Genomic DNA, 16956 nt, shown 5'->3' with positions numbered 1-16956 from the left:
GCCGATCGATCGCATGATGCCCTGTGCGGGCACCATGATCAAACGGGCTTGTCGCCACAACGACGCAGACCGCGTGCGGTTGCGCGAATTTACATCGAGATCAAAGTGCGCCGATTGCCAGGAAGCGGGCTTCGCGCGCCGCGCGCAGCTCGAGCGGGCTCAGCTTCTTGAGCGTTTCCAGTTCCTCGCGGACCGCCTTGGCCAGTTCCTGGATCGCCTGCACCGAATCACGATGCGCGCCACCCACGGGTTCCTTGACGATCCGGTCGATAACGTTGAGCCGCTTGAGATCGGCTGCGGTCACCTGCATCGCTTCGGCAGCATCTGCCGCACGGTCTGCGGTCCGCCACAGGATAGAGGCGCAGCCTTCGGGCGAGATCACCGAATAGACCGCATGTTCGAACATCAGCACGCGCTCGGCCGAAGCAAGCGCCACCGCGCCGCCCGATCCGCCCTCGCCGACGATCGCTGAGACCATCGGCACGCCCAGCGAAAGGCAGCGCTCGGTCGAGCGGGCAATCGCCTCGGCCTGACCGCGCTCCTCGGCCTGCACGCCGGGAAACGCGCCCGAGGTGTCGACCAATGTAACCACGGGAAGCCCGAACCGGTCTGCCAGGTCCATCAGGCGGATCGCCTTGCGATAGCCTTCGGGTTTGCCCATGCCGAAATTGTGGCGGATGCGGCTTTCGGTGGTGTCGCCCTTTTCGTGCCCGATGACCACCAGACGCTGTTCGCCCATGCGCGCAAAGCCGCCCATGATCGCCTTGTCGTCGCCAAAGGCACGGTCGCCTGCCAGCGGCAGAAACTCGTCGAACATCCCTGCGACATAATGCTTGAAATGCGGGCGCGCGGGATGCCGGGCAACGAGCGTCTTCTGCCAGGGGGTCAGCCCGGCATAAGTCGAGGCCAGCAGCTTGCGTGACTTGGCCGCGAGCCGCTCGATCTCGCTGTCGATATCGATCTCGCCGGTGTCGGCGGTTTCGCGCAATTCGGCGATGCGCGCATCAAGCGCGGCGATCGGCTTTTCGAATTCCAGATAGCTTGTCATGGTCATAGTCTTGCCCTGCTAGCCACGCCGCTGCCTGTCGGCAAGGTTCATCTGCGCAAGCGGGTGGCGACGATTGACCAGCTCGACCAGCCTTTTGCTGTCGACATGGGTGTAAATCTGAGTGGTCGCGATATCGGCATGGCCCAGAAAGGTCTGCAACGTGCGCAGATCCGCGCCGCCTTCGAGCAGATGCGTAGCAAAGGCGTGGCGCAGCACATGCGGGCTCACCCGTGCCGGATCGATCCCCGCGCTGGCGGCGAAGTCCTTGATCAGCTGGAACAAGCGGATGCGGCTGATATGCCCGGTGCGCGAGGGGAACAGCCAGCGCGTCTCGACCGTGCTCACTGCCAGCCAGCGCGCAAGCGCATCGCGCGCGCGGCCCGAGATCGGCACCAGCCGCTGCTTGTCGCCCTTGCCGGTGATTGCCAGCAACGGTCGCCCGATGCTGGCCGCCGCACGCGGCAGGCTGACCAACTCGCTGGCGCGCAAACCCGATCCATAGAGCAGCTCGATCAGCGCGAGCAGCCGCAGGTCCGATGGCCTTGCCTCTGGCGCCGCCGCGCGCTCTTCTGCCAGCGTGAACAGCCGGGCAATATCGTCTTGACTCAGGATCTTGGGCAGCGGTCTTTGCACTTTCGGGCGAGCAATCGCCGTGGATGCGTTGCCCGCACTGGCCTCCGCCAGCCCCTCATCCTGCAGAAAGGCGAAAAAGCCACGCAGCGCAGAGGATTTGCGCGCGACGGTGCTCGAGGCAAGATCGCGCCAGTGATGGTCCAGACGGGCCAACCCCGCCTCCCCCGCCTGCACCAGCGCACCTGCCAGCACATCGGACGCCTGTTCGAGGTCGCGGCGATACGCGGCGAGCGTGTTCGCGGCCGCGCCGCGCTCTGCGGCCATCATTTCCAGAAAGCGGTCGATCAGACGGGCGTCGTCGCCTGCCATCGGTCAGGCGCGGCTGACAGCTTCTGCAGCGATCATCCGGGCCTCTGCCTGACGCCCGGCGATGCGGAGCGCCGAAACGACGTGGAACAGCTGGCGCGGGGTCATCGCCGACCAGTCGTCGCCCTGCATGCCCATCGCGACCAGCAGCGTCACCAGCCCATCATTGCCTTGCGATGCGGCGGCGCGGATCGCCCGGGTCCAGCGGGTTTCGCCGCCCAGCCGGATGCCCAGGTCCTCGGCCAGCGAATCGCGATCGGCGGTGCTGATCCGGTTGAGCCCAGCCAGGCCCGCAACCAGAAAGGCGCTCTTGCGCGCGTTCGCGCTCTCGTCATTGTCGAAGAAGCTGCTGACTTCCGATGATCCCAGCGGCGAGCGCCCCGGCGAGGCGAGCGCGAGCACGGCCCAGCCCAGACTGCCTTCGGACACGATACCGGTCCAGCGCGCCGCACTGGTATCGAAGCCCGCCGACACCATCGAGACGATAAGGTCATCGGCAGCATCACCGACGTCTTCCGACGGAGCGACGCGCGCTGCCGCGTGGGCGGTCAGGACATGCGCAGAATAGCGTACGAACGCGTTTTCGGACCGGTTCCACAGCGCGTGCATCGCGCGCACCCGGTCATCGGGATCGGCAGCGACATAGGCGGTGCGCAGCAGCGCCATGCGATCGCGCAGCGCATCATCGGTGCCCGGATCGTCAAATGTCGCGCCGTACAGATCGATCATGTCGCGGCTGGAAAGCACGCCCATCGCAGCGGCCATGTCTGCCGCCTGCACGCGCGAGGCCAGCGGCGCCATCGGCGCGCGCGCGCGCCACGCCTGATAGTTGCGGTCGGCACTGGCATACAGCGCCTCGGGAGGCTCGATCCCGGCGGTCAGCGCCAGCCCGAAACGCCAGCGGGTGAGCTGGTTCACGTCATCCCATTGCACCGTCACTGCGCGCCTGCCGTTGAGGCTTGCTCCGACGATCTTTTCTGCCAGCACCACATCGATCCGGTCCATGCCGCTCTGGCGGCGGGCGCGATCGATCTGTTCGCGCGCCGAGCTGCCCTCTCCGGAGAAGCCCGAGCAGATCGCGCGGATCAGCTGCCATTCCTTGCCCTTTGCGGTGTCACGGGCGAAGGGCAGCAGCGGGCACATGCCCAGCGGATCGGCGGCGGAAACATAGCTGGTCAGCGCCACATCGAGCAGGCGCGGGGTCGCGGCGGGCGGATCGATCGCCTGCACCATTCGCACCGCGCCATCGGCCGATCCGATGCGCAGCAGCAATGCCGCCCGTTCAGCAGCCCAGTTTGCGCCGTTGATCCCCTGCGGAGTGTTGAGTTCGCTCAGCAGCAGCTTCTGCAGGCCCAGCGAGGCCCAGCGCGACACGATACGCCCACCGGTGCGGCGCACCAGCGTCTGGGCATAGCGTCCGCCGATATTGCCGAGCGAGGACGCGGCAAAACCGCCATTGGCCTGGCTCAAGGGGCCGATGAGGTCCAGCGAACGGCGCGCGCTGGGTGGCAGCGCCTGGGTGAGCGCGAGCTGTTCTGCAAGCTGCTCCTGCAACGCAGCGAGTTCCTCGCTCAGCGCCTCGTCGCTTTCTTCCTGACCTGCCAGCGAAGGCAGGGGGACCAGCGGGGGCGGCGTACCGGGGACGACGGGAGCCTGGGGTCCGGTGCGGCCGGGCTCGGGCAAGGGCGGCGGTTCGGACTGCGACGGCGCAGGCGCGGGATCGTTGAACCCGGGGGGCAGCAGCGACTCCGGTGCTTCGTTCTGTCCGATCACGGGAGCAGATACAAACGCCACCGCCATCAGGCTGGCACAGGCCAGCAGCATTCCCCGGCGCATCGCGATCAGCCCTCGGGCTGCGCCGTGGCGGCGTTGGACGCCGCTGCCGTTGGCAAGGCGATCTGCTTTTCGACGCGTGCGGTGGGAACCTCGCCACCGCGCGAATAGGCGAACGCCAGGAACGCGACAACCAGAACAGCCAGTGCAACCAGGATGAGCGGTCCCTTGGGCCGCCTGCGCTGCCGGTAATTCTGTCCCAAAATGGCCATGGCCGACATATGCTCCGTGAAGTGTCTAGAAAACTTGCGCCACCGCCTAGCCTATTTATAGGCTGCGCGGCAATGCTGCAGAACCGAAAATCAGACCCCGCGAAGCTTGCAGGCGCCATCATGCAATGGCTGGACCGGCCGTTGGTGCTGGTCGGGCTGATGGGTGTCGGCAAGTCCACCGTCGGCAAGAGGCTGGCCACCGATCTGGGTATCGACTTCGTCGATGCCGATGAGGAGATCGAAACCGCGGCGCAGATGACGATATCGGAAATCTTCGAGCGTTTCGGTGAGCCCTATTTCCGTGACGGCGAGCGCCGGGTGATCTCGCGGCTGATCGATGGCGTGCCGCGCGTTATCGCCACCGGGGGCGGCGCGTTCATGAACGACCAGACCCGCGCGCTGATCCTGCAGGGCGCGATCGCGATCTGGCTGGATGCCGACCTTGCTACGCTGGTCGAGCGCGTCAGCCGCCGCAACACCCGTCCGCTGCTCAAGAACGGCAATCCGGGCGAAGTCCTGGCCAAGCTCGCCGAGGTCCGCAACCCGGTCTATGCGCAGGCGCAGATCCATGTGCGGAGCAAGGATGGCCCGCACCACCGCACCGTTCTCACTATTCTGGAGGCACTTGCCCGATGGCACGGCTGAATATCGCGCTGGGCCAGCGCAGCTACGATATTGACGTTGAGGCAGGGGCGCTGGACGACGTGGCAACGCATATCGCTCCCTGGGCAAAGCGCGGCCGCAGCCTGTGGGTCACCGACAGCACAGTGGCCCGGCACCACTGGCCCCGCATCGCCGCCCAGCTCGAGGCCGCAGGCATCGGAGCGGAGCTGTATGTCGTACCCGCTGGCGAGGCAAGCAAGAGCTGGGCCGAGCTGGCGCGGCTGACCGACTGGCTGCTCGGCGCAGGGATCGAGCGAAGCGATACCATCTTCGCGCTGGGCGGCGGGATGATCGGCGATCTCACCGGCTTTGCCGCATCGATCGCCAAGCGCGGCTGCGACTTCGTGCAGGTGCCGACCACCCTGCTGGCACAGGTCGACAGCTCGGTCGGCGGCAAGACCGCGATCAACACCGCAGCGGGCAAGAACCTCGTCGGCGCGTTCCACCAGCCGCGATTCGTGCTGATCGATCCGCAGGTGCTCGCCACGCTGCCCCCGCGCGAAATGCGCGCAGGCTATGCCGAAGTGGTCAAATACGGCCTGATCGACGATGCGCCCTTCTTCGACTGGTGCGAGGCGCACGGCGCCGATGTGCTGGCAGGTGAACCGCAGGTGCTTGATCACGCCATCGTCACCAGCGTCGCCGCCAAGGCGCGGATCGTGGGCGAGGACGAGCGCGAGACGAAGGACCGCCGCGCGCTGCTCAACCTCGGCCATACCTTTGGCCACGCGCTGGAAGCCGACACCGGCTTTGGCGAGAGGCTGTTGCACGGCGAGGCGGTGGGTGTCGGAATGGTGCTGGCGCTGCGCTATTCGGCACGGCGCGGGCTGTGCGACCTTGCGGACGCAGAACGCGTCGCCGCGCATTTCGGCGCCTGCGCGATGCCCGTCACGCTGCACGATGCCGGCGTCACCGCCGATGGCGCGGCGCTGGTCGATCATATGCGGCATGACAAGAAGATGGCGGGCGGCACCCTGCCCTTCCTGCTCGCGCGCGGGATCGGGCAGACGTTCGTGTGCCATGATGTCGATCTGGCCGATGTCGCGCAGTTTCTCGACGAACAACATCGCCAGGCGCGATAAACCTGCGCCTGCGTAAACTTTCTCTTTAGGACGACACGCTAGGGTGCCGGTGTGGAGGCAGGTGCGACCCGCTTGCCTGCCACACCAATTGTGTCGCCGGACCTTCGGGCGAAGCAGATTGGGCCAAGCACTTTAGGGAAACCGCCACGTGTCGTTTGTTCAGCCCGGAGCCTTTGACCGCGCCCAGCCGGATGCAGCGCCACCGCGCTCGCTGGATGCTGCGCTGGCGCAGGGCACCAGCGCTGCGCACGGCTTTGTCGGTGTCCTGCTCGACAAGGCCAGCCCGGTGCGCGCAATCGACCTTGCCGATGCCGCGCATTATCTGTGCCTGCTGCATGGCCGCTATCCCGGTCTGATCGACTATGCCGCGACCCGCACCGCAGACCCGCATATCGGCAAATGGCTGGCCCATGCATGCGAGGCATTCGTCGGCGAGCGCGCGCTGCTCACCCGGCTGACTGTTGCCGCAGGGCCGATCACAAGCACTCCCGGCCAGGACCGGTGCACCCCAGCGATCATCAACCTGCGCGGGGCGCTCAACGCGCTGTCGCAGTCCGACCGCCAGGGCTGTGCGATCGGCGCCGCCTTTGCGCTGGTGCTGGACTGGATCACGGTGCGCGAGGTGCTCGATCTCATCGGCGCGCGCACCGGGCTCGATGTCCGCCCCCCCTCGCTCCCTTCATCGGCCGACACACGCCAGCTCGCGGCCGAACTGAGCACCGACAGAATGATCGGACGCGCGATCGGCTTCGGCGCATCGCAGATGCTCCAGCAGCATCGCCAGTTCTGGGATATGCTGGGCGAACGCGCCGAGCTTCGCCGCGCGCAGGACGGCATCTAGGCTTCCAAAACGCATGGCTTTACGGAAACGTAAAGCAGAAGCGCTCTGACCGCTTGCCAAGCTGGCTTCAGCCCCCTATCGCTTAACCAACCAGTTAACAGCGGCAGGAAGGCCATCCCATGCGCTTTGAAGGCACCAGCGAATATGTTGCAACCGACGATTTGAAGGTGGCGGTCAATGCCGCCGTCGCACTGCGTCGGCCCCTGCTGGTGAAGGGCGAGCCGGGCACCGGCAAGACCGTGCTGGCGCACCAGATCGCGCAGGCCGCCAAGGCGCCGCTGATCGAATGGAACATCAAGTCGACCACGAAGGCGCAGCAGGGCCTGTACGAATATGACGCCGTGGCGCGTCTGCGCGACGGCCAGCTCGGCGACGAGCGCGTCCACGACATCGGCAACTACATCAAGAAGGGCAAATTGTGGGAAGCGTTCACCGCACCCGAACTGCCCGTGCTGCTGATCGACGAGATCGACAAGGCCGATATCGAATTCCCCAACGATCTGTTGCAGGAACTCGATCGCATGGAATTCTACGTCTACGAGACCAAGGAGCTGGTGAAGGCCAAGGATCGCCCGATCGTGGTCATCACCTCCAACAACGAGAAGGAACTGCCCGACGCTTTCCTGCGCCGCTGCTTCTTCCACTATATCAAGTTCCCCGATCGCGAGACGATGCAGGCGATCATCGACGTGCACTTCCCCGGCATTCAGAAGATCCTGGTGCAGAAGGCGCTCGAGATCTTCTACGACGTGCGCGAAGTGCCCGGCCTCAAGAAGAAGCCCTCGACCAGCGAACTGCTCGACTGGCTGAAGCTGTTGCTGCACGAGGACATGCCGCTCGAAGTGCTTCAGTCGCGCGACCCCAGCAAGGCAATCCCGCCGCTGCACGGTGCGCTGCTCAAGAACGAGCAGGACGTGATGCTGTTCGAACGCCTCGCCTTCATGTCGCGCCGCAACAGCTGAGGGGGTGCGCCAGGCGGGTGATCCCGGCCTGGCCAGCAACGTACGCGTCAGGATCAGAGGCAGGCGGGCCCGCCCGCCAATAGGCTATTTCTTCAGTTGCATGCGGCAGCTGTCCTGCTGGTCCTCGCACTGCTGCGCAAAGCCCGCCAGCACCGCGCCGGGTACCCGCGATCGCAGGGCCCCGGCTTCCAGCGTGTATATGCCCTTAAGATACGCCTTGTCGAACTGGGTGAGTTCTGCAGGGGCGGCCTCGGGCCCCTGCGTGAACAGGCTGAGCACCGATGGAACTGCGACGCTGGCGAAGTCGATGTGCCGCCTGGGCGAGCCGAGCAGATGAACCGCTGCATAATCGGCCAACTGGCCGAGCGTCGCGTTCTTGATCTGGGTGGAGTCATACAGCACGATCGACAAAGATTTGGGCCGGTAGAAATTCGAAACAATGCGGCTGGCAGAGATCGATGTCGCGATCACATAGCCTTCGCCGTCGAGCGTGGCGCCATTGCTGTTGGACAGGGTGGACAGGTTCCAGGCCACCGCAGGCTTGCGGGCACGCAACTCGTCGCGCAGGTTCCGGGTCTGCACATCGCGCATTTCAGCTATTCCGACGATACCGCGCCTGCGCGTCAGCATCTTTTCGAACAGGCCGCGAGGATCGTCGACCACCACGACCAGCGCGTTGGCCCTGCAGTTCGGCTTGGCCGGGTCGAGCCCGACATCCAGAGCGGTTCGATTGATGCGGTCCGTTATGGTCACGCTGGCATCCGGAGCCATTCCGACCACCTTGACGCACAGCGGCTCGAAGAAGCGCGGGATCACATCGAACATCGGAATGGGCGCTATCAACTCGCGCAGATTTTCCTTGAGGACTTTCTTCGCGACCTCGCGCTGGCCGATCACCTCGATGCCGTCCCGGAAGAGATCGGGCGTCTCTTCCCCAGTCTGCTGCGCTGCGCCTGCTGCAGGCAAGCTTAAAAGACTAAAAGCTGCAATAGCAGACCGGAATGTTCGACCACGCATGACTGTCTCTCGCCATCTTCGCCGTGTTGCTGAAGTATAGTGGCTCAAGAGGCAGGCATCACGCAAGTTGAATCGAGTGTGGCTGCTGTCGCCCTGACTGCTGGCAGCGCCCTGCTGCAGCTCCCGCTTTTGCGCCCCCCCCGGGCAGCTACCCAGCAACGTCAGCGAATATAGGCGAGCTCGAAATTGCCCCAGTAGCGGCCCCGGATCCACAACGGCACGAAGATGTTGCGCAGGATCCTGACCTCGCCCGGATGCGGCTCGAAGCGATAGACGGCGGCATAATAGGCATCGTTCTTGTGCTCGATCGCCTCGCTCGTGGTGCGGTCGAGCACGATCATCCGGTTGCGGCAGTGCGCGGCATCGTGCGTCCTGTCGCCGGTGGGCGCGTGCGAGCGCTCAGAAATGTGCGTCGGCAGATAGCCGTCCACATTTGACGTCACCGCCCCGAAGGTGGTCTTGCCCGCGCCCCAGAAGCGATCGAGGATCGGGCGGATGTGCCTGTCGGCGAAGTCGTTGAAGTCGTTGTCATAGCGCACCAGCCCCGGCTCGCCGCGTGGTCGGTAGGTCCGGTCGAACAGCTGGGCTTCGGTCAACGTTCCGCTCACAAGCGCGGATTCGATGATGCTGCATATCTCGATTCCGGTGTCGGTTGCGGTCTCGACATAAGGATTGTCGCGATGCGACAGCCCGGTGTGGACGAGCTGGTTGAACATGACGTTGGAAATCGTCTCGAGCTCGGTGGTCTGGTGCAGCGCGTCTTCCAGCTGGTCGCCGCAGCCGGCAACATCGCCCATGAACACGAACAGGTTGTCGCAAAGCTCGCCGGTGTCCGAGCGGACGCCATTGCTCGATTCGGCGATGGCATCGGCCTTGCTCGCGACATCACGCACCATCTCGCCCGCCTGCTGGATGGCGGCATCGATCGTTTCGAAATGGCGTTGCGCGCTGCGGCTCTGCGCGACCCCGCGCTCGACCTGCGCCATGAAATGTCCCGCCTCGATGCCCAGGGAATGCATGGTGCCGGAAATCTTGTCGGTGGCCTGGCGCGTATCCTGTGCCAGCTTCTTCACCTCGGCAGCCACTACCGCAAAGGTCGCCCCGGCAGCGCCGGCGCGCTCGGCCTCGATCGCGGCATTGAGCGCGAGCATGTTGGTGGACCGGGCAATGGAATCGATGGTCTGGCTGGCGGTCACGACATCCGCCATCGCATTGGCGAAGCGCTTGACGTCCTCGCCCAGTCCCTGGATCAGCGCGATCAGATCGTGCAACTCCATCGCAGAGACTTGCATGGTCTGAGAGCTTTCCGCCAGGTTGCTGTAGGCGGCCTGGCTCGTCCGGCGCGCGCTGGCTGTGGCGAGCACCACCTGCTCCTGCTCCTGCGCAAGGTTGCGCGCGATCTGCTCGAGATACGACCGCTTCTCGCCCAGCAGCGCCATGCGCTGGCGCACGGTTTCGACAATTCCGCCGACCTGGCTCGAGCAGATCACGGAATCGCCGCAGCTTTCGGCCATCTGCTGAATGGCATCGCTTTCAGGCTTGATGATGCGATGCTCCTGCATGACTGCCCCTTTGTCACGACAATCCGCAGACCCTAGCTGGCCGTGGTTAACGCCGGGTAAATCGCACGGCCCTGCCCTGTTGCCACTTGCCAGATTAAGCGGGTGTCGCCATCGTGAAGGGTGACGCAAACGGAAAGCGCCGGATAAGGGTTGAGGATCGATGTTCTTCTCGTTCATGGATGAATTGCGCAGCGCCGGGATATCGGTGTCGCTGAAGGAACATCTGGTCCTGCTCGAGGCGCTGCACAGCGAGGTGATAGGTCGCACCCCCGAGGAGTTCTATTACCTCTCGCGCGCCACGCTGGTGAAGGACGAAGGGCTGCTCGACCGGTTCGATCAGGTGTTCGCCAAGGTGTTCAAGGGCCTGGAAATGACCTTCCAGGGTAACGACACCGCCGAGATTCCCGAAGACTGGCTGAAGGCGGTCGCCGAGAAGTTCCTCTCCGAAGAGGAGATGGAGAAGATCAAGGCGCTGGGGTCGTGGGAAGAGATTATGGAGACGCTCAAGAAGCGGCTCGAGGAACAGGAAAAGCGCCACCAGGGCGGCAACAAGTGGATCGGCACTGGCGGCACCAGCCCGTTCGGCAACTCCGGCTTCAACCCTGAAGGCGTGCGCATCGGCGGCGAGAGCAAGCACAAGCGCGCGATCAAGGTGTGGGAAAAGCGCGAGTTCCAGAATCTCGACGACACCCGGCAGCTGGGCACGCGCAACATCAAGGTCGCGCTGCGCCGCCTGCGCCGGTTTGCGCGCGAGGGCAACGCCGATGAGCTCGACATCGACGGCACCATCGATGGCACCGCGCGGCAGGGCTGGCTCGATATCCGCATGCGGCCCGAGCGGCACAATGCGGTCAAGCTGCTGCTGTTCCTCGATGTCGGCGGATCGATGGACCCGTTCATCAAGCTGTGCGAGGAACTGTTCTCGGCGGCCAAGACCGAATTCAAGAACCTCGAATTCTTCTATTTCCACAACTGCCTGTACGAAGGCGTGTGGAAGGACAACCGCCGTCGCTTCACCGAGCGCACCAACACCTGGGACATCCTGCACAAGTTTGGGCACGACTATAAGGTGATCTTCGTCGGCGATGCCTCGATGAGCCCTTACGAGATCAGCCATCCCGGCGGCTCAGTCGAGCACTTCAACGACGAGGCTGGCGCGGTGTGGATGAACCGTGTGGTCAACACCTATCCTGCTGCGGCCTGGCTCAATCCGGTGCCTGAGAACCAGTGGGGCTATTCGCAGTCGGTGCGGATGATCAAGGATTTGATGAAGGATCGGATGTATTCGCTGACGCTCGAGGGTCTGGACGATGCGATGCGCGAACTGGTGCGCAAGCACGGGAACTGATCGGCGGCGCGATCGGCCTCAGGCCTTGCCCGCGTAACGATCGGTCGCCTCGACCAGCCGGCGCAGTATGCCGGGCTCCGAATAGGCATGCCCTGCCCCTTCCACCAGATGGAAGTCCATGTGCGGCAGCTTTTTGTGCAGCGCCCACGCATAATGCGCGGGGCACGGCATGTCGTACCGGCCATGCACGATGGTGCCGGGAACGCCGGCCAGCCTGGACGCGTTGCGCAGCAATTGCTCGGGCTCCAGCCAGCAGGCGTTGACGAAATAGTGCGTCTCGATCCGCGCGAAAGCGAGCGCGTAATGACCGTCGTCGTGCTGCTCTGTCAGCCTGGGGTCGGGCAGCAACGTAACCGTCTCGCCCTCGTACAGGCTCCAGGCACGCGCCGCGGCAACCTGCAGTTCCGGATCATCCCCGGTCAGCCGACGATGATAAGCGCCCAGCATGTCGCCGCGCTCGTCCTCGGGGATCAGCGCGACGAACCGCTCCCATTTGTCTGGAAACATCTGCGAGACGCCGAACTGGTAGAACCAGTCGAGTTCGGGCTTGGTGCACGTGTAGATGCCGCGCAGCACCAGCTCGGAGACACGCGCAGGGTGCGTCTGCGCATAGGCCAGCGCCAGCGTCGATCCCCAGGAACCGCCGAACACCAGCCATTGATCGACACCCGCAATCGCCCGCAGCCGCTCGATATCGGCGACCAGATGCCAGGTGGTGTTGGCGTTCAACGCCGCATGCGGAGCAGAGCGCCCGCAGCCGCGCTGATCGAACAGCATTACGTCATAGAGCGCAGGATCGAACAGCCGCCGATGATCGGGCGAGCAGCCGCCACCGGGACCGCCGTGCAGGAAAACCGCGGGCTTGGCCCCCGGTGTCCCCACGCGTTCGTAATAGACCTGATGCCCGTCGCCGGTATCCAGCGTGCCCGTGGCATAAGGCTCTATCGGCGGATACAGCCCGCGCACAGCCCCGCCCCGCGGCTCAGTTGCCGTGGCGGATGTTGCTCGACAGATAGTCGCCATAGCTGCCGACATAGCTGTCGATGATCATCTGGGTTTCCTCGGTCGCATAGCTTTCCGCGTCCGCCTTCTTGCCGCCATACTGCATTTCGGACTTGATCATCGCGTCCATCAGCGTGGTCTTTTCGGCCGCGCAGGCGCTGCTCGCCTCCTTGGTGAAATCGGCCGGCGTCTTCTTGGCCTCGAGCGCCGCGTTGGTGAACGTGGTCAGGCAGGCGTTGAAGCTTTTGCGCGCAGAATCAACAGGATCGCCCTGCGCCATGGACATGGCAAGCGCCACCATCAAAGTGAGACTCATCTTACTCTCCCCAAAGTAGATCGGATGCGCCGATTAGCACAATCTGCCGCGCCACGGGAAGCGGATTCCCGCCGATGTTGCGGCAGTTTACCGCGCAGCATTTCAGCGGACGCGCACACCCCCCTGCACCACCGCATCCACGCTCTCCAGCTCGCGCACATCGGCCAGCGGATCGCCGTCGACCGCGATGATGTCGGCATAGCGTCCGACCGCGATGGCGCCTACATCCTGCGTCTTGCCCAGCGCCTCGGCGGCGTTCATCGTCGCCGCGCGGATCGCCTCGATCGGGGTCATGCCGTATTCGACCATCACCTTGAACTGTCCGCCGGCAGTGGCATGCGGCATCACGCCAGCATCGCTGCCGAACACCATCCGCACCCCTGCCTTGTGCGCCTTGCGGAAGTTGTCGCGCTGGATCTGCGCGACTTCGCGGTCCTTGCGCAGATTGTCCTCCATCACGCCGTTCTTGGCGCCTTCGGCCTGGGTGTAATCGGTGTTGAAGATGTCCATCGAGAACCACACCGGCTGCTTGCGCTCGGCCGCGAGGCGGATCCCTTCGTCATCGACCAGGCTGGCATGCTCGATGGTGTCGATCCCGGCGCGGATCGCGGCCTTGATGCCAGCGCCGCCATGCGCGTGTGCCGCGACCTTGAGGCCCCATTGATGCGCCTCATCGGCAATCGCGCGCAGCTCCTCTTCGGAGAGCTGCTGCTGACCCGGCTCGGTGTTGCGCGAGAAAACCCCGCCGGTGGCGCAGACCTTGATCACCTCCGCACCGTACTTACGCTGCTCGCGCACCTTCTGGCGCAGCTCGGTGGGGCCATCGCCGACCGCAGGAGACTTCGCGCCAAACGAGGGCGGAAGATAGGTCTGGTCGCAATGCCCGCCGGTCGCGCCGATCGAGTGCGCGGCAGGCACGATGCGCGGGCCGGTCGCCCAGCCCTCGGCAATCGCCTGCTTCAATGCCACGTCGTTATAGCCTTCGGAACCGACGTTGCGCACCGTGGTGAACCCGGCATCGAGCATCGCGCGCGCGTTCGAGGCGGCAACGAAGCTCCAGAAGCGGTCGGTGAACTGCAGGCTGTTGTAGCCGCCATAAGTGGGCGAGCTGTCGAGATGGACGTGCATGTCGATCAGCCCGGGGAGCAATGTCTTGCCCGACAGGTCGATATGCGTGACGTCCGAGCCCCAGCGCACCGTGCGCGCATCGGCAATTGAGGTGATGCGGCCGTTCTTGGTGAAGATCGCGGGAAACTCGGTCGTCCTGCCGGTGGCCACGTCGATCATCCTTGCAGCGGTGATCACCGTGCGGTTGGGTGCCTCCTGCGCCGAGGCGGTCACCGTGAGCGCGGACGCGGCGAGCGCCGCCGAGATCAAACGTGCAAGACTTTTCATGATGTTCCCCTGACCGGCCACCCCGGATGATTGTCGCCCAACGATTACAGCGACTTGGGGTTCAGGCAAGCAAAACCGCCAGCCAGCCCGAGCGTCTGCGCACAGATACAAATAATTGGGGGTGGCTGCCGCGCCGGGGGCGGCCTAGCATCGGCGCATCATGGCAACGCAGATCACCGACAACCCCTGGTCGCTGACCGAGAAGGAAAAGCAGACGCTGCGGCTGATCGTGTGCGGGCACGACGCCAAGTCGATCGCGCGCACGCTCGATCTATCGGTGCACACGATCAACGAGCGGCTGCGCGATGCGCGGCGCAAGATGGCGGTCTCGAGCAGCCGCGAGGCGGCGCGGATGCTGCTCGAGGCCGAGGGCAGTGCTGTTACCCCCCAATCTCTGGGGGACAGCCCAATCGGGGGTGATGTTCGCGCGCCAACCGCCGATCAGGTGGGGGCGCCGACCCCCGGCGCGGAGCGAAACCGCTCCCTGATCCTGACAGGAGTTCTTATGACCCTCGCCCTCGCCCTCGGCCTGCTGGCCCTGACCACCCTGCAGTTCACCACCACCGCCCCCACGACCGGCACCCCTGCTCAGACCCAGATCGCGATGCAGGAAGACGCGACCGACCCGGCGAACGCCGAAGTGGTCAACGCCGCCCTCGCTTTCCTGTCGCTGATCGAACAGAAACGCTGGGAAGACAGCTACGCCGCCACCGGCACCGCCTTCCGCAAGCTCAACACGCTCGCGGTGTGGACCCAGGTGTCCGAAGACGTCCACGCCCGCTACGGCGCGACGGTATCGCGCACCCTGCTCAGCCAGCAAAACCTCCCCGCCCCGCCCGCAGGCTATGAAGTCGTCAAGTTCCGCACGGTCTATGCGAACAAGGCGCAAGCGGTGGAAACGGTGACGCTGGACCGCGAGGGTGGCAAGTGGGTCGTGGTGGGGGTTACGGTGGGGTGAGAAGCATAGCAGATGCGCCCAGAGAAACTTTGCGTGTCAAATTAAACCTTACATCCAATTTTCTACTAATAGTTAGCCAGAGAATAGTATCTTGGGGGCTCAATACCTGACAGTCCATAACGCTTGTAATACTTTCGAGCTACACGCCAAGCTCGAACAAAACTAGGTAAGGAGGCATCATTGGTTATAAGTGGATAGTCGTACCACCCGCCAGTAATTAAATCATCACCCGTTAGCCTCGCTGTAACGGTGCCGAAACGATTATGTAGTACCCTGACGCGCTCGCGCTGCGCGCGACGCATGACATTTAGAAGCCAACCGTCCAGCGCAATGAGTTGCTCTGGGTCCGTTATCAAAGGCAAAAATCCCATAAGACCGCGCATGAAGGGAGGTTTCGCATCGTCCGCAAGAAAATTTGCCACATGCGACTCTCTCAATCCCCCATAGATGTATTTCCGAATTTCGTTGATGCAGGTCACAAGATCCCAGTCGCCAAAGCCCGCTCCGACGCGATCCGGATTAAATGCCCCACCTGCGCACCGACGGTGCAAAAAGAGATGCTTATAAATCAGAGTAGAGATTCGCGCCTTGATCTTTTTCACGGACTTCTGCGGAATAGTAACACCGACAGTAGTAATACTATGGCCCAGATAATCTATGTTCGATATAGTCTCAAGCTTGTCCCCGTCGTCGATGTCTACAACAAAGGTGCGCTTCTCACGCTCAGGCGTTCCTCCAAAGAGCAGTATCCCCGGCGATTTATTGAAATTTATCTTCAGCCCAGCAGATTTACAGTGCGCACGAAAAGCTGCCGAAATGGCAAGCGAGTCAGAATATGAATGCGCTACCGCAACCACATCATCTGCAAAACGCACAAACGTACCACTGAGCTTCTCAAGTGCTATATCCAGTTCGTGAGCGGCGGCATTCGACAAAAATAACGAGAGCGAGCTGCCTTGTGGGACACCTTGTTCACGTACATCAAAAATGCCATTTTTATAGCCAGTTACATGACAATATTCGTGATTAAGAAACGCGTCGATTGTATGTCTTTCAGCAGACGGAAGTAAAAATGTCTGCCTTCCAAAGAGCACGCTTCTCAAATAAGAGTGGTCGATGGTATCAAAATATTTAGAGAAGTCGTACTGAACAATATACGATTTAGGCCCTACTAACGATCGGTCTAGGTTTAAAATAGCATCAAAAATATTCTGATCAGGTCGATATGCGTAGCTAAAGCGCGAAAACAGGCTCAAATTACGTTTTGTGGCCTGCCGATGAACGACGTTCGCGAGCGCCGAATCTGGTATCGTAAAAGCCATTATTTTGCGAGATGAGCCATCTGGCTTTGGTATATCGAACTGAATAGCTGGCACAGGACGATACATGCTCGATTGTACCTTGCGCCAGATTACTTTACTCAGAAACCGTGCATGACGTATGCAGTACACGGGATCAAAATGGGGGTGAAAACTCCACCAATCGGGGTTATTTGCTGATGGAGGCCCGGGCACCAAACCAGTGCGCTTTCTATACCTCTCAGAATTTTTTATTGCGCTCGCAAACTCAAGCCGACGGCTTCTTAAAACCGCCCGTGCCTTCCGGACAATAGCATCTTCGATAATTGTTTCCAACACACCCTCTCTTTCGGAACGCGCCCCTGTGCAAAGCACAGGGGCGGCCACCACAATTGAGGAGTCAGGGTTTCGTTTGCGATTGGCGAACGAGCCTTGCAAGGCTCGACTTCAAAGTAAGCGTCCCAACGTGGCTAGTGCATC

Annotated in this window: 16 protein-coding genes; 6 read left to right on the top strand and 10 right to left on the bottom strand. The window is 63.0% G+C overall.

Annotated elements, in window-relative coordinates; translation table 11 throughout:
• Window positions 1-100: 100 nt before the first annotated feature.
• From BSY18_RS06065 to BSY18_RS06050, 4 genes are read right to left on the bottom strand one after another with little or no spacing between them, the layout of a single operon-like run.
• Complete coding sequence (locus BSY18_RS06065; protein WP_069051740.1) at window positions 101-1048, bottom strand: acetyl-CoA carboxylase carboxyltransferase subunit alpha; 948 nt, start codon at window positions 1046-1048, stop codon at window positions 101-103.
• Between the two features lie 18 nt (window positions 1049-1066).
• The gene (locus tag BSY18_RS06060; protein ID WP_069049995.1) at window positions 1067-1990 is read right to left on the bottom strand and encodes a tyrosine recombinase; all 924 of its coding nucleotides are present in this window, start codon (window positions 1988-1990) and stop codon (window positions 1067-1069) included.
• A gap of 3 nt (window positions 1991-1993) precedes the next feature.
• The gene (locus BSY18_RS06055; protein WP_069049994.1) at window positions 1994-3823 is read right to left on the bottom strand and encodes a hypothetical protein; all 1830 of its coding nucleotides are present in this window, start codon (window positions 3821-3823) and stop codon (window positions 1994-1996) included.
• A 5-nt stretch (window positions 3824-3828) separates the two neighbouring features.
• On the bottom strand, window positions 3829-4032 hold the full coding sequence (locus BSY18_RS06050) for a hypothetical protein (RefSeq protein ID WP_231683908.1): 204 nt from the start codon (window positions 4030-4032) through the stop codon (window positions 3829-3831).
• A 120-nt stretch (window positions 4033-4152) separates the two neighbouring features.
• On the opposite strand from BSY18_RS06050, the gene BSY18_RS06045 reads away from it, so the two are divergent.
• From BSY18_RS06045 to BSY18_RS06030, 4 genes are all read left to right on the top strand, one after another.
• The gene (locus tag BSY18_RS06045; RefSeq protein WP_054135001.1) at window positions 4153-4677 is read left to right on the top strand and encodes a shikimate kinase; all 525 of its coding nucleotides are present in this window, start codon (window positions 4153-4155) and stop codon (window positions 4675-4677) included.
• Entirely contained in the window at window positions 4665-5777 is a 1113-nt protein-coding gene (gene aroB / locus BSY18_RS06040) for a 3-dehydroquinate synthase (protein ID WP_069049993.1), read from the top strand. Before BSY18_RS06045 ends, aroB begins: the two co-directional genes overlap by 13 nt.
• 148 nt (window positions 5778-5925) lie before the next feature.
• The gene (locus BSY18_RS06035) at window positions 5926-6618 is read left to right on the top strand and encodes a DUF6975 family protein (RefSeq protein ID WP_069049992.1); all 693 of its coding nucleotides are present in this window, start codon (window positions 5926-5928) and stop codon (window positions 6616-6618) included.
• Window positions 6619-6737: 119 nt separating this feature from the next.
• Window positions 6738-7580: an AAA family ATPase gene (locus BSY18_RS06030; RefSeq protein WP_054134953.1), complete on the top strand. Its 843-nt coding sequence runs from the start codon at window positions 6738-6740 to the stop codon at window positions 7578-7580.
• Window positions 7581-7664: 84 nt separating this feature from the next.
• On the opposite strand, the gene BSY18_RS06025 is transcribed toward BSY18_RS06030, so the two are convergent.
• Window positions 7665-8546, bottom strand: coding sequence for a hypothetical protein (locus BSY18_RS06025; protein ID WP_069049991.1), 882 nt, complete (start codon window positions 8544-8546; stop codon window positions 7665-7667).
• Between the two features lie 212 nt (window positions 8547-8758).
• A complete protein-coding gene (locus BSY18_RS06020) occupies window positions 8759-10159 on the bottom strand; it encodes a methyl-accepting chemotaxis protein (protein ID WP_069049990.1) in 1401 nt (466 codons plus the stop codon).
• 160 nt (window positions 10160-10319) lie between these two features.
• Between BSY18_RS06020 and BSY18_RS06015 the strand changes: the two genes are divergently transcribed.
• Entirely contained in the window at window positions 10320-11507 is a 1188-nt protein-coding gene (locus BSY18_RS06015; protein ID WP_069049989.1) for a vWA domain-containing protein, read from the top strand.
• An 18-nt stretch (window positions 11508-11525) separates the two neighbouring features.
• Here the strand turns inward: BSY18_RS06015 and pip are convergent, their stop codons facing one another.
• The 3 genes from pip to BSY18_RS06000 form a co-directional block, all read right to left on the bottom strand.
• On the bottom strand, window positions 11526-12473 hold the full coding sequence (gene pip, locus BSY18_RS06010) for a prolyl aminopeptidase (protein WP_069049988.1): 948 nt from the start codon (window positions 12471-12473) through the stop codon (window positions 11526-11528).
• Window positions 12474-12489: 16 nt separating this feature from the next.
• Entirely contained in the window at window positions 12490-12825 is a 336-nt protein-coding gene (locus tag BSY18_RS06005; protein WP_150126218.1) for a hypothetical protein, read from the bottom strand.
• A 102-nt stretch (window positions 12826-12927) separates the two neighbouring features.
• Complete coding sequence (locus BSY18_RS06000) at window positions 12928-14220, bottom strand: Xaa-Pro dipeptidase (protein WP_069049987.1); 1293 nt, start codon at window positions 14218-14220, stop codon at window positions 12928-12930.
• A 160-nt stretch (window positions 14221-14380) separates the two neighbouring features.
• On the opposite strand from BSY18_RS06000, the gene BSY18_RS05995 reads away from it, so the two are divergent.
• On the top strand, window positions 14381-15178 hold the full coding sequence (locus BSY18_RS05995) for a helix-turn-helix domain-containing protein (RefSeq protein ID WP_069049986.1): 798 nt from the start codon (window positions 14381-14383) through the stop codon (window positions 15176-15178).
• A gap of 65 nt (window positions 15179-15243) precedes the next feature.
• Here the strand turns inward: BSY18_RS05995 and BSY18_RS20605 are convergent, their stop codons facing one another.
• Window positions 15244-16812 (bottom strand): reverse transcriptase domain-containing protein, encoded by a 1569-nt coding sequence (locus tag BSY18_RS20605; RefSeq protein ID WP_150126217.1) that lies wholly within the window; start codon window positions 16810-16812, stop codon window positions 15244-15246.
• Window positions 16813-16956: the final 144 nt, after the last annotated feature.

The sequence above is a fragment of the Blastomonas sp. RAC04 genome (genome assembly GCF_001713435.1).
In the GTDB taxonomy this organism is placed as follows: Bacteria; Pseudomonadota; Alphaproteobacteria; order Sphingomonadales; family Sphingomonadaceae; genus Blastomonas; species Blastomonas fulva.
The sequence above is the reverse complement of the archived record's forward strand: the minus strand, read 5'-3'. Positions and strand labels throughout refer to the sequence as shown.

Coding starts and splice junctions, on each gene's coding strand:
- BSY18_RS06020 (WP_069049990.1), bottom strand. CDS start 10,159: ATGCAGGAGCATCGCATCATCAAGCCTGAAAGCGATGCCATTCAGCAG.
- BSY18_RS06000 (WP_069049987.1), bottom strand. CDS start 14,220: ATGAAAAGTCTTGCACGTTTGATCTCGGCGGCGCTCGCCGCGTCCGCG.
- BSY18_RS06015 (WP_069049989.1), top strand. CDS start 10,320: ATGTTCTTCTCGTTCATGGATGAATTGCGCAGCGCCGGGATATCGGTG.
- BSY18_RS05995 (WP_069049986.1), top strand. CDS start 14,381: ATGGCAACGCAGATCACCGACAACCCCTGGTCGCTGACCGAGAAGGAA.
- BSY18_RS06045 (WP_054135001.1), top strand. CDS start 4,153: ATGCAATGGCTGGACCGGCCGTTGGTGCTGGTCGGGCTGATGGGTGTC.
- BSY18_RS06060 (WP_069049995.1), bottom strand. CDS start 1,990: ATGGCAGGCGACGACGCCCGTCTGATCGACCGCTTTCTGGAAATGATG.
- BSY18_RS06065 (WP_069051740.1), bottom strand. CDS start 1,048: ATGACAAGCTATCTGGAATTCGAAAAGCCGATCGCCGCGCTTGATGCG.
- BSY18_RS06005 (WP_150126218.1), bottom strand. CDS start 12,825: ATGAGTCTCACTTTGATGGTGGCGCTTGCCATGTCCATGGCGCAGGGC.
- aroB (WP_069049993.1), top strand. CDS start 4,665: ATGGCACGGCTGAATATCGCGCTGGGCCAGCGCAGCTACGATATTGAC.
- BSY18_RS06050 (WP_231683908.1), bottom strand. CDS start 4,032: ATGGCCATTTTGGGACAGAATTACCGGCAGCGCAGGCGGCCCAAGGGA.
- BSY18_RS06030 (WP_054134953.1), top strand. CDS start 6,738: ATGCGCTTTGAAGGCACCAGCGAATATGTTGCAACCGACGATTTGAAG.
- BSY18_RS06055 (WP_069049994.1), bottom strand. CDS start 3,823: ATGCGCCGGGGAATGCTGCTGGCCTGTGCCAGCCTGATGGCGGTGGCG.